The sequence below is a fragment of the Dictyobacter aurantiacus genome, assembly GCF_003967515.1.
Lineage (GTDB): Bacteria > Chloroflexota > Ktedonobacteria > Ktedonobacterales > Ktedonobacteraceae > Dictyobacter > Dictyobacter aurantiacus.
The window spans coordinates 2,494,089-2,511,978 of the sequence record NZ_BIFQ01000001.1 but is presented as its reverse complement, the minus strand read 5'-3'; the positions used below and the strand labels follow the sequence as shown (position 1 = coordinate 2,511,978).

The window sequence follows — 17,890 nt, the reverse complement described above, 5'->3', positions numbered from 1 at the left end:
CGGGCCTCAAAAATATCTCAAAAAGTCAGAGAACCTGATAAATTCTAAGACCTGTTTGTGGTTTCGTGAGCAACCTTGAGATGAAGATGAAAGGTGCTGCCGACATTGGGGGTACTTTCAACCGAGATGGTGCCGCCCATGGCCTGGACGAAATCCTGAACAATAGCCAGGCCGAGGCCAAAGCCACCGGAACTGCGTGTTCGGGAACTGTCGGTACGGTAGAAGCGCTCAAAAATATGCGGGAGATCTTGTGCCGCGATGCCGATACCGGTATCAGAGACGCTCAGGGTAAGGTATTGCGCCTCGGTCTGCTGTAGGGAGATTGCGACGATACCACCGTCTGGTGTATAGGTGACGGCGTTACGCACCAGGTTGAGCATAACCTGGATCAGACGCTGACGATCCGCGTAGATGGCCGGTAATTGGGGCGGCACTGCGCGTACCAGGCTGATCTGGCGTTCGCGCCGGGCCAGGGGCATCATCACCTGGTATACCTCCTCGACCACCTGTCTGGCATCGACGATGCCGATCTGAAGACGTAGCTCCTGGCTATCATTACGCGCCAGCGATAATAGATCCTCCACCAGGGTGCCCAGGCGTAGGGTCTCCCGGTGCGCGATCCGCAGATAATCGCGCAGCATGGCGGGCTGTAGCGTCTGTTCCTCGCTACTCAGGAGCAGGGATTCCAGGTGCCCACGAATGCTGGCCACTGGTGTACGTAGATCATGAGAGACATTCATGATCAGTTCGCGCCTGCTCTGCTCTGCCTGCTCCGCTTTTTGCCGTTCGCGTTCGGCTATGGCCGTGGCTTCCGCCAGGCGCAGAGCATTCTGATTCATGCCCAGCATCGCCTGGGCAAACTGGCCCCAGAGCGCGGCCAGAAAGTCCATAATAATCAAAGGAAAGACGATGCCTCCCCCAAGCGTCAGCGTGGCCTTGATATAGCGACCGACGGACCTTCCGTCTAGTGGACTGCTGGAAGCCACAACCATATAGAGATACACAAAGGGCGCGGCCAGTAGTCCCAGCACGCTCGCGACTATGCTGAGTACCAGGCAGAAGCAGAGACAGACGATGGTCAGACAGAAGGCGGTAATGCCAAAGGGAAATTTGAGAAAGAGATAGAATAAGCTTTTCCAGGTTACGGTCCGTTTGAGATGGATCAGGGCGCGTTGTATCCTGCCAGCATCGGCCGGAAAGGGAGCGGCCATCGGCGCGATCTCCACGCCCAGCCAGTTCATGGCCAGCTGCCGCTCAAAGGCGGCGATCTTCCAGAGTAGAGCCATAATAAAGATTAGCAGCGGAATACCAATCAGGAGCAGATCGAGCACGGTGAAGCCAATGCCGACGACGAGCAGGATAAAATAGGCGATGCCCAATGGAAACGATAACAGCAGATAGCCGACATTGATCCCCGTCTGTGATCGGCGCCTCTTTTGAGACGGCTGTAATTGTTGCGGCATATGATACATAATATAATTCTGCCCTTGTAACGAGAAGCACGTCGTAGGTGCCGGGCTTGCTCGGGCTTTGCCGCAAAGCGGCCCCGTAGTCGGGCGCAGACGTTTTTTTCAACACATGAGCGTTCCCAGGAAAGGATGAACCAATGGATGGCACGCGTTTGCCTTGATTGGCGCGCGCAAGGAATGATATCCTCTTTGGTGGAACATGCGCGCTCGGGCACGGGCCGCTGCGCGGCAATCGGCCGCAAGGGCCGAACCTACGTGTACGTTTCTTTTTTTTGTCGCGGTTCTTTTTGCAAAAAAATGAATGGCACCCTTGTACCAGAATACCCCACCTCTTCCTTCGCCCTATGATACCGACATCCATTACCAACTAGCATAAAGCCAAATTGTTACAATTGTATGTCAGAAACACCCCAATATATAAAACCCAGGCCATTGCCGCCTTCTCGACCTCTCTCAACCTCTTATAAACATGAGACATCCCAAATTTTAGGGATGAACTTGTGAAAGAAGCGAGCAGTTCTCCATTTTTGAAGGAGAACTGCTCGCTTCTCTTCTCTTGCAGAACAACGTGCTTTCCCCGTTTGGCTCGCTGAAAAGCACCACTGTGCCAAAAAACGGAAAAAGAGAAAGGAGCTGGTCAACCGACTTTCCACTCCCACAGCATCCCAGCGGCTTCCACAGGGCCTAGGGGTATGCTCTTTTCGCACGCATTCGCATCCTCTGTTGGCAAGACGTGTTGTACCCGATGAACACCGGACACACGCCCACATGGTCAGCCGATGCCGACCAGAGCGTCTCTCGTCACGTGGGGAACCTCCACACCGCCTCAGAGCATAATGATCTGGACGCGAGGCTGGGGCCGGGGCCGGCCAGCTACCTCCTCCCAGCGCGCAGGGATCCGTTGCCACAACCGACTCAAGGCCAGGCGCAGCCGTGCAAACGGCTGGTGTGCTTGCCGGGCATGACGGCCTGTGCGATGACAGTAGTGCCGCAACAGCCAGCGGCGTAAGAGTTCGTAAAACGGCGCCAGCAGGCTCAGCAGAAAGGCGTAGGCCAGCGCCGCCAACAGCAGCAGTTTTTCTCGCGTCTCCCACTCCCAGAGCCGCGGGCTTTGGAAGCCCAATTCGCTCTTGTTTTCTTTCCAGGTCAGTTCGATCTGCCAGCGACGCGCATAGGCAAACATAATCCGCCAGGCATCTTCCGCGGTGGTGATGGACTCGGCGGTGAGCAGATACCAGGGCAAGCCACCTTTGCGCCGGGCCACGACCAACCACAACGGCTGCTCAGGATGGTCGGGATGCCTCACCGCACAAGCGAGAACACTGCCCATGACCCACTGGTGACGACGGCAATCCCACACCCAGCGTTCTTGCCATCCTCGTTTGCCGCGGGTGATTTTCCAGGCTGCACGTCGCTGACCCTGGGCATCCACGAGCTGGTAATCTTTTTTCCAGCGCAGCACAAAGCGCAACGAGAACGCCAGCAACAGACCCAGCCAGAAACTGCTGGCGAAGCCTTGATCAAAGACATGCATCACCTCGCGTCCCCAGAGCAGAACGCCTTGCAGTAACAGTTTGGCTTGTTCATCGCGTTTGAAGGAAGCGCGCGCCCCACGGCTGGTCCACCACCGCATGCTGGCTAGTTCAGGCGGGTCGTCTTGCTGCTCGCTGCCGACCAGGACCACGGCCAACCAATGGAGGCCCGGCACAAAGATGGGGCCACGGGGCGGGGTGTAGTAACCTTTCTTGATATGGGTGAGTCGAGCGCCCTTACTCGAGCGCACCGGGGCAAGGTCGTCCGAGGCGATAGTTTCTGGCTTCTCCCACGCACTCTCATCCCACAGCGCCAGCACATCCCTTCCCATCTGTTTCCACCTTGTGAGACGTTGGCTGGCTCGATGCCACAGATACGAGCGGATCAGTTCAGCCGACCATTTGCGACAATGCAGCAGCCGAGACAGGCGTTTGGTTCCTGCCGGAGCTTTGTCGGGCGTCTCGAGATAGCCGCCCATTTCCGAAAGGAGCAAGCCATTGACGCGATCACGGAAGGTCAAGATCACCGCCACGGTCTGCACCATCGTGCGCACCAGTCGTTTGTCCATGCGGCTATCGGCTTGCATGAGCAAGGGAGCCAGAAAGTGAGCCAGAGCAGTGTACAATCCCTGCGCCATCTCGGCAGGGGGATATGCTGGAACTTGTGGCTCCTCAAGCGGTGTGAGATACTGAGATGACATAAACAACACCTCCTGGATTGACTGAATGGTGGTCTGTTTTTCCTTCAGTCTCGCTCAGGAGGTGTCTTTTTACAAACCCGACCTTAAAATTCGGGATGTCTCATGTTTATAAACTCTCTGAGCGCCGAAGGCACGGGTCTCCTCAACCATTTTAGGTATAGAGTGTACCTCACCCTTTATAATACTGAATGCGACACAAGGGGTGGCTGCATCCGCAGCCACCCCTTGTGTCGCATTCAGTATTATAAACTCTCTGAGCGCCGAAGGCGCGTAGAGTCAGGGGCCGAAGGCACGAACCTCCCACTTTTCAAACATACAAAACAGGCGGAGGGCGCACGCGCCTCCACCCCAAAAGCCTACAACCTCCCTTGCCTATGCAATCGTGGAAGGGAGAGATATATAGAAGCCTGAAGCTGTATAAATACAGCTGTCAGGCTTTCTCGATCCTCCCCTCCCCGCGTCACTGTTCTCCCCCCTCACGAAAGACATATGCGGGCCACCCATCAACCACAACAACCACCCATGGAGCGCACTTCCTCCTGACCTCTCGTACCACATGTCCCACTGTGCGTCCTCCCGATATGTGTTCATGGCAACCAGATAAAAAATTGGTTCATCCCCTCTATCCGACACGTTCTTGTCCACATTCACTACCACATAGCCACCCACAAGAACGTTGCTCTTGATCTTCACCCTGATACCGTGCCAGCCCTGTTCCCGATCAACACTACCACCGCCACACCAGCAAGGCTGCAGGTATTTTCCCCTTCCACATCCCTGTTCCGTCCTTGCCCACATCCACTGCCATCGACACCACCTGCAAGAACGTTGAGCGCCATCCATTGCCACGTTCCATTCTTGCCTGCATCCTCACATCACCCCATCCGCGCAAGAATGGCGAACCACGCTCCCCATCCCATCCCTTCCATCTTCTCATCCACCAGGGGCCGCGTTTCTCTATCCGCTTACAGAAAATAATATACCATGCGTGCATGACTATGACATGAATTGACGTTCATTTATGCTGAATAAAAGTTCATATTACAAGAAAAGTTGGACAGGAATTATATTACAGATTCTTCATCTTCCTGGCATCCTGTTCAAAGCGCGCGATTGCCTCTTCACTTTCGGGGTCGTTGGCCATTTCTAGCAGGATGGCCGGGGGGATTGTCAGGTCGTGCGCGCCACTGACGAGGGCCTCGGAAGCTTCGGCCGTGGATTTGATGCTGGCGGCCAGGATGCGGGTGCCAGGCGTTTGGCCGGAGATGACTCGCGCCATGTGCGCGATCCGCTCGCAGGGATCTACCCCGCTGCGCCGTAAACGGTTATAGTAGGGGATGATATATTGCGCGCCTACCTGTGAGGCGACATAGGCCTGGGAGACCGTGGTGACGGCTGTGAAGGCGATATAATGTCCCTCGGCGTACAGGCGCTGTCCTACGCGCACTCCCGCCCTGTTCATAGGAATCTTGGGAATGACCCTCTTGGGGTCGACATCGATATATGAGTGGGCTTCTCGATAGGCTTCCTCTTCGTTGACCATGGAGGACTGCATGAAAATAGTACCAGTGGTGCGCTGCAAGAGGTGGTCTACCAGTTCATTGGCGCTGACACGCTGACCGTGCTGCTGATAGGCGTTCAAAAGCAATGTCGGATTCGTGGTTACTCCGGCAACGGGTAATGTCTGTGCTACCGCTGTGATATCATCCAGGTAAGCACTATCAATATAGAGGGCCATGGTGATGCTCCAATCTCGATTATTATCTGATTTTGTACAATTTAACACAACAGATCAAGTGTTGATGCTGAATTCGGCTGCCGATCCTTTCGTGATCCAGGCGCGGCCACGTCTGACGACGGGATGTCTGTGCCTGGCGGAAGATAATATCGCGACCCTGGGAGCGCTCAAGGTACACGCATCCGGTTCTTCTGTACGCGCTGTGCCGTTTCATGATTATATCTTACATCATTCACCAGAGACGATGGATGTGGCGGCGATGAATCTGCTGTATCAGCCGGGCAATGTCTGGATGTTTTATGGGCTGAGTGTCGCCGCCTTTGCGCTCAAGGTTGGCGGCAAGCTCTATGTCGCGGGCGCAAAAGATCGGGGTATCCTGACGATGGCGAAACGTATGCGTGAACTGTTCGGGAATGTGGAGACGTTGACGATCTCCAAGGGGCAGCGCGTGCTCTGCGCGATCAAGCGGCAGAGCTTCAGTGTTGAGCAACTGCCGGTGACGACGTTGCGCATCTTCGCGGATAGCAAGCTGGACGAGGGTACACAACTACTGCTCTCGGCCCTGGAGGTGCGGCCAGAGGACCACGCGTTGGATATCGGTTGCGGCGCCGGCTTTATCGGCTTGCATATAGCACACTTAACTCCTCAAGGACAGGTGACGATGGTGGATGCCAGCCTGGCGGCGGTGGCGGCAAGCGAGCAGGCTGTGAGCCAGGCGGGCCTGACCAACGTCCGAGTGCTTCCCAGCGATGGCGCCCAGGCGGTGCTGGACCAGCGTTTTGACCTGGTCGCCACCAATCCTCCTTTTCACCAGGGAGGGGTACAGACGCTGGAGATCGCCGAACGCTTTATACGCCAGAGTGCCCGGATTCTGGTGCCCAACGGTCGCTTCTACCTGGTCGCCAACCGCTTTCTGAAATACGAACCTACGCTGCAGGCCTGTTTCCAGCAGGTGCGCGAGGTTGCCGGCAACAATCGTTACAAGGTACTCTACGCGACCGGCCCACGTCCCCAGTGATGACCCTGGAAAAGGGTTAAATAAAATGTTAAAAATAGTGTAATGCGGTACAATGTGACGGACGGGCCTGTTCCGACCGTAGCGTACTGATGATCTATACCTTAAGGAGCATCGTTTTGCCTATCTCCTCGCGCCTCCCATCCTCTGCGTCGTCTCGTCATACCCTGTCCTGGTTGATCTTGATTGGGGCAAATATCTTATGGGCTACCAGTTATGTGGCCGCCAAGTATGCCCTGGCGGCGATGCCATTGCCTCTGATGCTCGCCCTGAGGATGTGTCTATCTGGAATCGTGCTGCTGCCCTTTCTGATTGCCAGGTGGGACTCACTCCATTTAACCTGGCGCGACCTTCCGCAACTGGCATTGCTGTCATTGATCGGTTTTGTGGTGAATAAGATGCTGGAGTTTGGCGGCCTTTCATTAACCACCGCCTCAGACGTGGCTCTGCTGATTACAGGTGAGTCGATTTTTACCTCGGCCCTCTCCTGGATCGTGTTGCGGGAACATGTCAGTCTGCGGGCGCTGGGCGCATTGGGGCTGGGCTTCTTTGGCGTGTATCTGATTGTTGAGCGTAGCCTGCTGCCCAATCTGCCCGCCAATGGGGGTATCTGGCGCATCGTGGGAGATTTACTGGTCGTGTCGGCACTATTGGTTGAGGCTCTGTATACTGTTCGTGGTAAGGCATTGCTTACCAGGCATTCGCCCCTGCTGATTACGACGGCTTCAATTGTGGGCAGTATGATTTTCTGGCTACCGGTGGCGGGTTGGGAATTCTTTTCAACTGGTTGGCGTATGCCTGATATAGCTGGCTGGTTCAGCGTGCTCTGGCTGGCTATTCCATGCACCTGTATCGCATACCTGGCCTGGTTTCAAGGTCTGACGAAAGTCAAAGCCTCCGCGGCGGCTTCGACGCTCTTTATCCAACCACTATTAGGGCCCTTGCTGGGAGTGCTACTGTTGCATGAAGAACTTACCCCTTACACCATCTTTGGCGGTATGCTCATTATCGTCAGCGTCTACTTTATTTCTAAGCAGGAATAAAAAGATATATTGAGAAAGAGGTACGTTTTATGTTGGAACCTCGCAGCTCGTTTGTTGATGCGGGCGATGTGCGTCTTCACTATCTGGAATGGGACCCGGTATTGCACAATGCATCAGCTGGCGAGGCTTCGTCAGCGGCGTATGAAGATGCCAGCGATGATATTCCTGTTGTGCTGCTGCACGGTCTGGCTGCGACGGCGGATACCTGGCGTCTGACCGCTGAATATCTCTATCAGCGCCATCCATTGCTGGCATTTGATCTGCGTGGGCATGGCCAGAGTGCCCAGCCGGAGACGGGCTACGATCTTGTTACGATCGCCGAGGATATCATTAGCGGAATGGCCGTGCTGGGTCTGGGACAGGTGGCTGTGGTGGGACATGGTTGGGGCGCGCGCGCGGCCCTGGTGCTGGCTGCTCGTCATCCCGCCCTGGTCAGCCACCTGGTGCTGGTTGATTGTCCACACGTGGAGCCCCGCCACTGGCCGGGCATGACGCGTGAGCGCTTTATTCGTGAGAAGGCTACGTCCGAACTGTACGCGTCGCGTGCGGTCTACCTGCAGGCATTGCGGACAGAGATGCCATTTACTTGGACGCCAGAGATTGAGCGCATCGTCCAGACCTATATTCTTGAGTTGCCCGATGGCACAGTGCAGGAGCGTCTGCGTGCCAGCCAGCAGTGCGCCATTCGCGAGTCGCTGTGGGAGGATCGTGCTCTGTTGTACTATAGTAAATTAAGCTGTCCGGTCCTGCTGGTGCCGGCCGCCAGCCAACCTGTTCCCGGAGAGGAGCCACCTGAACGACTTGAGCATGCCGATGAGTTCGCGGCCGCCAAGGGACAGATGGCAGCCCAGGTGGCGCGTGCTATCCAGCATTGCTCCGTCCTGTGGATGCCTGAAACCGCGCACGATATTCAGCTGCAGCGCCCGCGGGTCCTTGGCGAAGCGATCCTCAACTTTCTGAAGGAATAAGTGGATATAAGCTGGGAGAAGTTCAGCATTTATGAGAAAGCGAGATGCTCGATGAGCAAGGTACTCTATTTGAATGGCAACATCTATACAATGGATGTGCAGGTACCATATGCGCAGGCGATGGCGATAGACGCGGGGAGCGGGCGTATTCTGGCGGTGGGGACGAATGATGAGGTGAGGCGCGAGGGCGGCCAGAATGCGGAACTGGTGGATCTGCGCGGACGGACAGTGGTGCCGGGTTTTATTGATGCGCACATTCACCTGCTGGCGACCGCTTATCGGTCGCAGCGTATAGATGCCTCGGCCTGCACCAGCGAGGAGGAGGTGGCTGAACTGGTGCGGTCACGAGCCGCCACAACTCCGGTCGGACAGTGGATTCAGGGGAGCCACTGGGATCGCAATGCGTGGCCGAATGCTAATTTTCCGACACGCGCCTCGCTGGATGCCGCCGCCCCGGATCATCCGGTGGCCCTTTCCAGTAAAGACGGACATCTACTGTGGGTGAATTCGCGCGCACTGGAACTGGCGCACATTAGCGCCGAGACGCCCGATCCCGAGACTGGCGCTATCTTGCGCGATGGCAGCGGCGAGCCCACCGGCGTGCTGCAGGAGGCGGATGCTACGCGCCTGGTGTTTGATGTGATTACTCCGCCCGATCCCACGTTGAGCCGCCAGCTGATGGAGCAGTCTCTGGCCCAACTGCAGCGTAGCGGCATCACGACTATCCACGATATCGAGGATGAGCTCTCTCTGAACATCTTCAGCCAGCTGCGCGATGAAGGCAAGCTGGGTGTACGCGTGCAGATGATTATGCCGCGCCAGCTGCTGCACAAAATGCCCGAACTGGCGATCTCCAATGGCGAGAACGACCTGCTGCGCGTCGCAGGCATCAAGATCTTCGCCGATGGAACCCTGGGCTCGCAGACCGCCGCCATGCTGCATAGCTTTGAGGGGAGTCCCGGCAACCGTGGCATCCTGGCCATCCCTGAACAAGAGATGATGGATACCGTGCGTGTGGCGACTGAGATGGATCTGATGGTGGCCATCCACGCCATCGGCGACCGAGCGGCGCGCGTGGCCCTCAACTCTATTGAGCAGGCGCAGAAATCGCTACTAATGAAGGGCGATGCAAGTACTCCCGTCAAGCGGTTGCGCTATCGCCTGGAGCATGTTCAGTTGATCGCTCCGGAAGACCTGGAGCGGATGCGGCGCCTGGGCGTTATTGCCTCAATCCAGCCGTTTCACGCGGTGGCGGACCGGGATATCGCGGAACGCTACTGGGGAAAGCGCTACCGCCGCGCCTATGCCTATCGTACCATGCATAATATGGGGATACCGCTGGCGATGGGGTCGGATGCACCGGTTGAAACGTTTGATCCTCTCAATATTATCTACGCGGCCACCATTCGCCGCGATCCCGCCACCAAACGTCCGCCCTGGCTGCCAGATCAGGCGTTGTCAGTGGTGAGCGCGCTGGGGGGCTATACACTGGGCGCGGCCTACGCGGGCGCCGAGGAGCGGCAAAAAGGCTCGCTGAGCGTGGGGAAGCTGGGAGATGCCGTTGTGCTGCGCGACGATATTCTGCGTGTAGAGCAGACCCATATTTCAGAAAATGGCGTGCAGGCTACTATCCTTGGCGGCCAGCTGGTGTACGGTTCGCTGTAGCCGTACCGCAAACAAAACAATCCTAGCAGTCCCGCTCGGTGTATTATGAGGTGGTGCAACGCACCACCTCATAATACACCGAGCGGGACTGCTACCTTTCCTTTGCAAGCGAAAAAGAAAAGTTTACCGTCCTTTATATCATTGTATAATGATATACTTGTCAATATTATGAACTTTGTTGTTAGCCACGGGGTATAAAGGTGTCTGTATGTCTTTACCAACCATCTTGTTGTTGTTTCTGGTAGCGATTGTGGGTGGAACGCTCAATTCTGTAGCGGGTGGCGGTAGCTTCTTTACTTTTCCGGCTTTGATCTTTGCGAACGTGCAGTCGGTGGTGGCGAATGCGACCAGTACGGTGGCGCTCTGGCCTGGTTCAGTAGCCAGCGCGGGCGCTTATCGCAATGAGCTAAAAATGATTGATCGCAGACTGTTGATCGTGCTGGTAGTTACCAGTTTGATTGGTGGAGTATTAGGGGCTTTCCTGCTCCTGATGACGCCGCCTTCTATTTTTACGACGTTGATCCCTTATTTATTGTTGATCGCCACGCTGCTGTTCACCTTCAGCGGCCCGGTTACCAAACGCTTACGGTTGCGGCGTGTTGAAAAGACAACTCTTTCGGTCAGCCAACTGGTTGGTATGTCTTTTGCGCAGCTGGTGATCGCCGTTTATGGCGGCTACTTTGGTGGTGGCATCGGCATTTTGATGCTGGCAACGCTGGCCTTGATGGGTCTGGAAAACATCCATGTGATGAATGGCCTCAAGACCGTGCTGGCATCCTGTATCAATGGTGTGGCCGTGATCACTTTTATTGTGGCGGGCGCTATCTACTGGCCCGCGGCGATCGTAATGGTAGTGGGAGCGATTATTGGTGGTTATGGTGGCGCCTACTTCGCGCGTAAGATTGATCAGCGATTGATTCGCTACTTTGTAATTGTAGTAGGATTTGTTATGACGTTGTATTTCTTTATCAAAACCCATTAAGCCCTGAAACGTGTTATGTATGATGTCTGTGTTAGGATGACTAACCGATGATTTCATTCATACATGTAGATCTTTAAAACATACCTGGAAAACCTGGATTTTGACATGAAGCAAGAGGAAAAGACTTCTCAATCTGATATGAAAACGGATGATCAGCGTGTGGGGAGCTCTGGTGCTCCTGCTCCTACTGGTAAAGAGGCGGCGCCGCAGCTCCAATCGGGAAAGTGGCAGACGCTACTGGTGGTGGCAATTGGTGTTTTTATGGCGACGCTGGATTCGTCGATTGTCAATATTAGCTTACCGGCGATTGCGCGTAACTTTGGGGTTCCTTTAAGTGGCGCGGTCGAATGGGTGATCATCGCCTACCTGGTGGTGACGGCGGCGGTCTTATTGACGGCCGGGCGGCTGGCGGATATGGTCGGTCGTAAGTCAGTCTGGCTAACCGGGCTGGTCGTTTTTACCGGAAGTTCGGCGTTGTGTGGATTGGCTCCCAGCCTGACTTTCTTGATCGCGGCCCGCGCCCTGCAGGGGTTTGGTGGCGCGCTTTTGATGGCGGTGAGTCCCGCCATGCTGACCGCCGCGTTCCCCTCGCATGAACGTGGGCGTGCGCTGGGCCTCAACGCGATTATCGTGGCGCTGGGCGTCAGCATTGGACCTATTCTGGGCGGCTTTATTACCGGCTATTTTAGCTGGCGCTGGATCTTCTATGTGAACCTGCCCATTGGCATTCTTGGACTGATTGCCACATTGACGTTTATCAAAGAGAAAGTGCAGCGCCGCCCCGGCCGCTTTGATCCGTTGGGGGCTATCTTGCTGGCGGTTGGCCTGGCCTCTTTAACAGCCGGGCTCTCTTTCGCCCAGGAACTGGGCTGGGGTTCGCCGCCGATCCTGGCCCTGCTGATTGTGGGAGTGCTGGCTCTGATCATCTTACCTTTTGTAGAGTTGCGGGTACCCAATCCGGCGATTGTGCTTTCTCTGCTCAAAAACCGTGTCTTTACCTCTGCTCTGCTGAGCCTGATCATCAGCTTTCTGGCGCTGTTCGCGGTCAGTTTTATGCTGCCATTCTACCTGGAGGAGTTGCGCGGATTTTCGACCGAACTGTCAGGTCTTCTGTTGACGCCCTTGCCGCTGACGATCGCCTTTATCGCGCCGTTCAGCGGCTCGCTGGCTGATCGCATCGGTACGCGCTGGCTGGCCGCCGGTGGGTTGGCGATCGCTGGACTTGGACTGGTGTTCGTTAGCTTCTTGAATGCGCATACCTCTATCTGGGGCATCGTCTGGCCGCTGTTAGTGACTGGCATCGGGCAGTCGATCTTCCAGTCGCCGAATAATAGTGCCCTGTTAGGGGCGGCGCCTCCCCAGCACCAGGGCAGCGCCTCGGGCTTCCTGGCCACCGCTCGTACCATGGGGCAGAGCTTGAGTATCGCGCTGGCCGGAGCGATCTTCTCCGCCCTGGGAGGAGCAGCGGCGGGTGGCATCCTGGCCTCTGGTCACGCGGGCGGCCAGATGGCGCAGTTGCAGCATACTTTTGTATATAGCTTTCATCAGACCTTTATTGTGTGCGCCTGTATCGCTGTTGTAGGTGTACTGGCTTCCCTGGTACGCGGTAAAGAGACGCCCCGCGCGAAGTCCCGTTAGGCTATCAGGTGATGTGGCTTTACCCTGAAATGGATCACCCTTCATCTTTTTGCGTGGACGTATGTGACTCTGAGATAGGAAATGTATGTGAAATATAATGGGCTCTCGACCGGGTAGGAGACGATACCTCTCCTCCCCAGGCGGGAGGTGCAGGAGGGCGGCGAGCCCTCCTGCCGGGGGTCTGGGGGTGCCCCCCGAATCTCACCTCCCCACACCGCCGAAGGCGGCAAAGCGATAAAAAGCAGCACGGCCAGCGGCCATGCTGCTTTTTATCGCTTTTACACTAGCCCTTTGTGGTCCATTGATAGAAATACCTGCTTTATTCGTCTTTACTAGTATATGCCTAAATCATTCATGCATTGATATACAACATTAAAAGCGATAAAGGAGACAGAGTCGATGACCACTGATGAAGTTTCGGAGTATAACAAGCGTGGTGCCGACTATGCGCTGGCGGGCAACTATGAGCAGGCGCTGGCGGAATTTAGCCTGGCGATCCAAAATCATCCTCAGGAAGCCTCCTCTTACTATAATCGAGCTCTGGTGTATCGTAGTTTGAATGAATATGAGCAGGCGCTCAAGGATATCCAGCGTGTAATTGAGCTTCAGCCAACCTACGGACAGGCGTACTATCAGCGCGGTATCATTTATTATTTGCAGCATAATAATCGACGCGCGCTCTATGATTTTAGTATGGCCGTGGCCTTGAATGTGCAGGATGTGCAGGCGCTGGTTGGTCGTGGCCTGGTCTATAACGTGATGGAAGAGTATGAGCAGGCGATCCTGAATCTGAACCGCGCGCTGACGCTAGATGAACATAATGCCGGTCGGCTGGGGGCCTATGCCAGCCGTGGACAGGCCTACGCGGCCCTGGAGCGTCTGCAGGAGGCGATCGCTGATTTTCAGAGCGCCCTGATCTTTAAGCCACAGGATGTGGTCCTGCTCAATCGCCTGGGCGCGGCCTACACGGACAGCGGCCATCCGGAACATGCCCTGGAATACTATCAAAAAGCCCTTGAGCTCCAGCCGCGCACGGCCTTTACCTATAATAATCGTGGCGAGGCCTATCGACTGCTTGAACGCTATCAGGAGGCGATCGAGGATTTCGACCAGGCATTGACGCTGGATGACAGCCTGGCGACGGTGTACTATAATCGCGGCCTGTCCTACGATGGTCTGTTAGAGACGCAGCAGGCGCTGGCCGATTATACGCTGGCTCTGGCGCTGAATCCTACCTTTACGGCGGTCTACCATGACCGGGCCGCTATCTATATACGCCTCAAGCATTATCAGGAAGCGGCGGATGACTATAGTCGTATCCTGAGCTACGATCCCGGCAATGTCATGGCCAGGTTTAGTCGTGGTACCATGTATATTTATCTATCACAGCCCGGGCATGCGATTGAAGACCTCAACCGTTCCATTGAACTGCGCCCGGATTTTGCCTGCGCCTATACTAATCGTGGCGAAGCGTATCTCTATTTGCGCGATCTGAAGCAGGCGGCCCGCGACTGCCGCCATAGCTGGAATCTGGATGGTTCGCACGCCGACCATGGGTGGATGGCTCAATGGGTCGATATGTGTTCGCTGCGGCCCGATGCCGCTGTACCTGAACGGCTGGAACGGATCGCGACCGCTGAGCCGGCCGCCTACGCCGCCTACATCTGTCGTGGTGTGGCCCACTTTCTGGAGCAGCGCCATGCGCTGGCCCTGCAGGAACTGGACTACGCGCTGGCCCTCGACCTGGATCGCTGGGATGCCCACTTCTGGAAAGGGATGATCAGCGCCAGTCTGGGCAAGGATGAGGAGGCTTTGAGCTCGCTTGAGCGCGCGGTAGCCCTGAATATTCCTTCTATTTTACTGACTCCACTGCACTGGTTGCAGCAGGAGCACGCGGACTTTTATGCCAAGCATGCCATGCCGTTCCTTAATCGGGCCTGATCATTTTTCATGGTAAGCATGCAGATAATTAGACGAGTTTGGTTGCATGAGCTGTAACATCTACGCCGTGGTAGAGGGAATTATGGTGAGGATGTGGTTATATTCCCCTGACCTCCATCGCATATATAGCCAGGACGGTGTACAATATGCTATAAGATTAACTTGCCTGAATTATGGAACGAGTAGTGTCACAACCAGGAATCAGTACCCGCATATATTGATTTTATGCATCATAAGAAAGTCGTACAAGTAATAACGCTCTTATTGGCGGGGTGCTATTTCCTCTCTCGTTTGTTCTATAGAAAACTATTACTATAAAGGAGTAATCAATGGCTCGTGACCAAAAAGTAAAAAATAAAGCAGCCCGAACACCCGCCAGCACGCCTGTGGATTTCGCCCCGGCGGCCGGTGATCCCACCACCAGCACGCAGTCGGAGGCGGGGACAGCCGCACCAGAGGCCCCGGTACAGATTGCGGAACAGAAGAATGAGGCCGTGGCTCCCTTACAGACTAACTGGCCCACCTGGCCCACATCCAGACCCGGTCCGCGCGCGACCCCGCCTCCTCCGGGAATGCGTTCATTTAATCCATTTCGCCCCGAACAGGTAAGCGAAGTTGGCTATAACCAGGAGACCGGTGAGCCGGTCAGCAGCGATCAGCAGTCGCGTTCGCTGCCCGATCCCTCGATGGCTGACCTGGCCAGCTTTGATCAGAAGCCCACCACCGGCCAGGAGATGCTGGGTAAACGCAAGAAGCGCTTATAAACAGGCGTACAATCAGAAAAAAGCGCAATACATGCTTGCATGTATTGCGCTTTTTTCTGATTGTACGCCTGTTTATTTTGTGTCTACCCTTTAAGTTAGTTAATGACCCGATATATTAACATGTTTCATTGTTGTATAGGGTGTATATTGCAACTATACGTCTGTGATCATCAATGTAGGCGTGGCATCACTTGCGAGTGTATTTAAGTGTATGCCTGATAGTAAAATATTCTACAGGATGTATCAAGGACGATTGCGGGGGTCTGCAAATTGTATATTCGAAAGAGGATACATTGCAAACACAACAGCGAAGCTGGAAAACTCTCCAGCGGTACAACGTAGTGAGTTTTGTAGTGAGTGCTTGTTTTATCATCGTCTTTGGAATTGGCTTAGTTGGAGTAACGTCGCGAGCGAATATGGAGGATGCGCACGCGCGAACGGATGCTGCGTGTTCACAGACTGATCGCATTCACACTGTAATCAGGAATGAGACACTGGCGAGTATCGCGGCATATTATAGTCTTGGCGAACGGAGTGTTGTGGCCTACAATCACTTGATTGGCCCTCATTCAATCTACATCAATCAGCGTATTTGTATTCCGAGCCTACAACCGGAAAACATGAGTAGCGCGATGTATACGCACAGAGTACTGCGTACATTCAGGGCGCCTATGGCACTGGCAAGACATAAAGCCTATCTGCTAGAGGAGCGCGATCAGCCAGCGGCTCCAAAATTTCAAGCGGTGCCATCATCGGAGATAGATCTACCCATCGGGGCGGCATGGCCTCGGGTAACGGCGGGATTCGCGGCTCTGTCCCCATTCTCTATGCGGAACAGCCTGCGTAACGCGTATCCGTACAAACAATGTACCTGGTGGGCCGCGCAGCGCTACTATCAATTGCACGATGTATTGGTGCCATGGGCAAATGCTAATGCTGGAGGATGGGTCGATCGTGCCCAACAATTTGGGTGGCATGTCTCCAGCAGTCCCACGGTTGGCTCGATTATCGTCCTACAGTCAGGCGTGCAAGGATCATCGCCGGTAGGACATGTTGGTGTAGTTGAACAGGTTAAGGGCGATCAGATAACCGTCAGTTCGATGAACTGGGGGAGTAATCCTGGTCAGGTCACAGAAACCAATTTCCATACTGGGACTGGCGTCGCTTTCATAAGTCAGTAGTTCGTTGCTGGATGCCTGCCTGTAGTATTTTTGTTCCTTACCTCATCTGTCGAAGATGCATAGAGGACGCATAGGCGGGCTAGTAATAACGTTTAAAGACCCCATGCATATCGGCCAGGCATCAATGTGATGCCTGGCTCCCGCATTTTATTTTAGGAAATGTTGTGTTATGTTCAAAGGGAAGGGGCGCTCGCGCCCCTTCCCTTTGAACATAACACAACATTTCCTATTACAATTCCTACTTGACATTGCATTGACTATACATTGCATTGACTATTAGGTAAATTGATGACTGTGAAGTCATTGTTTGTTTTAGTTAGTCATAATTTGTGAGTTCAATTTTATGAATACATATACACAGGTCTGGGCGGGTTCGCGCCCTGGATGCCTGATCTTTTTACTTGATCAATCCGGCTCGATGGCCGATCCGTTTGGCATGGCCCAGGCGGGTGCGGGCCGTCGTAAATGCGATATGGTGGCGACGGTTTTAAATGGGTTTTTAAATGAATTGATTGTTGCTAATACAGTGGCCCAGCGAGATGGCACGACCGAGGTGCGGCCACGCGCCGAGGTGGCGGTGCTGGGATATGAGGGGATATCGGTGGGACCCGTTCTACAGAGTCGTCTGCCGGGTCAGACCTTTATCGGCCTGCCGGAGCTGCAGATGAATCCCTTTGATATCGAGCGGCGCCGGCGTACTGAGATCGACGATACCGGCCAGGAGATCGAGATTACGGTCCCTTTTCCGGTCTGGGTGAAGGCAAAGGCGGGTGGTGGTACCCCTATGTGTATGGCGCTGGAACAGGCGCGCGACCTGGCGCAGGAATGGGCGATCAACCATCCCGATAGCTATCCACCTGTTATTATTAATGTGACTGATGGTGTGGCCAGCGATGGTGATCCATCGGAGCTGGCGCGGCAGATCAGTGAGATACGTACCAATGATGGGCATGCACTGATCTTCAATGTCCACATTACCGATTTTAACCTGGCGCCCGTGGCCTATCCGGTCAGCAGCGAAGAGTTGCCCGCCGACGAGTATGCTCGTTTGTTGTTTGATATTTCCAGTGAGATTCCCGAGAGCAGTCGCCAGTTGCTGCGCTCGCTGCTGAACAAAGACATTCAACCGGGGGCGCGTGGCATAATCTTTAATGGGGATGCCGCTTCGGTGCGCCAGATGTTTGTCTTTGCCAGCGTACCGGCTACCCAGCCTTTGAACGTTAATGAATAGGTGAATGCGCTACCCGCGCGTA

13 protein-coding genes are annotated in these 17,890 nt (G+C 54.9%); 10 read left to right on the top strand and 3 right to left on the bottom strand.

The features are described 5' to 3' along the window. Positions 1 to 44 precede the first annotated feature (44 nt). From KTT_RS10145 to KTT_RS10135, 3 genes are all read right to left on the bottom strand, one after another. Entirely contained in the window at positions 45 to 1,472 is a 1,428-nt protein-coding gene (locus KTT_RS10145) for an ATP-binding protein (RefSeq protein WP_126595861.1), read from the bottom strand. A gap of 823 nt (positions 1,473 to 2,295) precedes the next feature. Beyond that, the gene (locus tag KTT_RS10140) at positions 2,296 to 3,702 is read right to left on the bottom strand and encodes a transposase (RefSeq protein WP_126594639.1); all 1,407 of its coding nucleotides are present in this window, start codon (positions 3,700 to 3,702) and stop codon (positions 2,296 to 2,298) included. Positions 3,703 to 4,771: 1,069 nt separating this feature from the next. After that, positions 4,772 to 5,440 carry a transaldolase family protein gene (locus tag KTT_RS10135; protein ID WP_126595860.1) on the bottom strand — a complete coding sequence of 223 codons (669 nt, stop codon included), beginning with the start codon at positions 5,438 to 5,440 and terminating at the stop codon, positions 4,772 to 4,774. A 64-nt stretch (positions 5,441 to 5,504) separates the two neighbouring features. Between KTT_RS10135 and KTT_RS10130 the strand changes: the two genes are divergently transcribed. The 10 genes from KTT_RS10130 (at position 5,505) to KTT_RS10085 (ending at position 17,868) form a co-directional block, all read left to right on the top strand. After that, positions 5,505 to 6,458: a methyltransferase gene (locus KTT_RS10130; protein WP_160145774.1), complete on the top strand. Its 954-nt coding sequence runs from the start codon at positions 5,505 to 5,507 to the stop codon at positions 6,456 to 6,458. A 116-nt stretch (positions 6,459 to 6,574) separates the two neighbouring features. Beyond that, the gene (locus KTT_RS10125; protein WP_160145773.1) at positions 6,575 to 7,498 is read left to right on the top strand and encodes a DMT family transporter; all 924 of its coding nucleotides are present in this window, start codon (positions 6,575 to 6,577) and stop codon (positions 7,496 to 7,498) included. A 29-nt stretch (positions 7,499 to 7,527) separates the two neighbouring features. After that, entirely contained in the window at positions 7,528 to 8,466 is a 939-nt protein-coding gene (locus KTT_RS10120; protein WP_126595857.1) for an alpha/beta fold hydrolase, read from the top strand. Between the two features lie 51 nt (positions 8,467 to 8,517). Beyond that, positions 8,518 to 10,131: an amidohydrolase gene (locus tag KTT_RS10115; protein WP_126595856.1), complete on the top strand. Its 1,614-nt coding sequence runs from the start codon at positions 8,518 to 8,520 to the stop codon at positions 10,129 to 10,131. Between the two features lie 208 nt (positions 10,132 to 10,339). Further along, entirely contained in the window at positions 10,340 to 11,113 is a 774-nt protein-coding gene (locus KTT_RS10110; RefSeq protein ID WP_126595855.1) for a sulfite exporter TauE/SafE family protein, read from the top strand. 105 nt (positions 11,114 to 11,218) lie between these two features. Continuing rightward, on the top strand, positions 11,219 to 12,751 hold the full coding sequence (locus KTT_RS10105) for an MDR family MFS transporter (protein WP_235845666.1): 1,533 nt from the start codon (positions 11,219 to 11,221) through the stop codon (positions 12,749 to 12,751). Between the two features lie 399 nt (positions 12,752 to 13,150). Then, a complete protein-coding gene (locus KTT_RS10100) occupies positions 13,151 to 14,692 on the top strand; it encodes a tetratricopeptide repeat protein (RefSeq protein WP_126595854.1) in 1,542 nt (513 codons plus the stop codon). 329 nt (positions 14,693 to 15,021) lie between these two features. Then, positions 15,022 to 15,456: a hypothetical protein gene (locus KTT_RS10095; RefSeq protein WP_126595853.1), complete on the top strand. Its 435-nt coding sequence runs from the start codon at positions 15,022 to 15,024 to the stop codon at positions 15,454 to 15,456. 671 nt (positions 15,457 to 16,127) lie between these two features. Continuing rightward, the gene (locus KTT_RS37055) at positions 16,128 to 16,637 is read left to right on the top strand and encodes a CHAP domain-containing protein (RefSeq protein WP_235845664.1); all 510 of its coding nucleotides are present in this window, start codon (positions 16,128 to 16,130) and stop codon (positions 16,635 to 16,637) included. A gap of 343 nt (positions 16,638 to 16,980) precedes the next feature. Next, entirely contained in the window at positions 16,981 to 17,868 is an 888-nt protein-coding gene (locus KTT_RS10085; RefSeq protein WP_126595851.1) for a vWA domain-containing protein, read from the top strand. Positions 17,869 to 17,890: the final 22 nt, after the last annotated feature.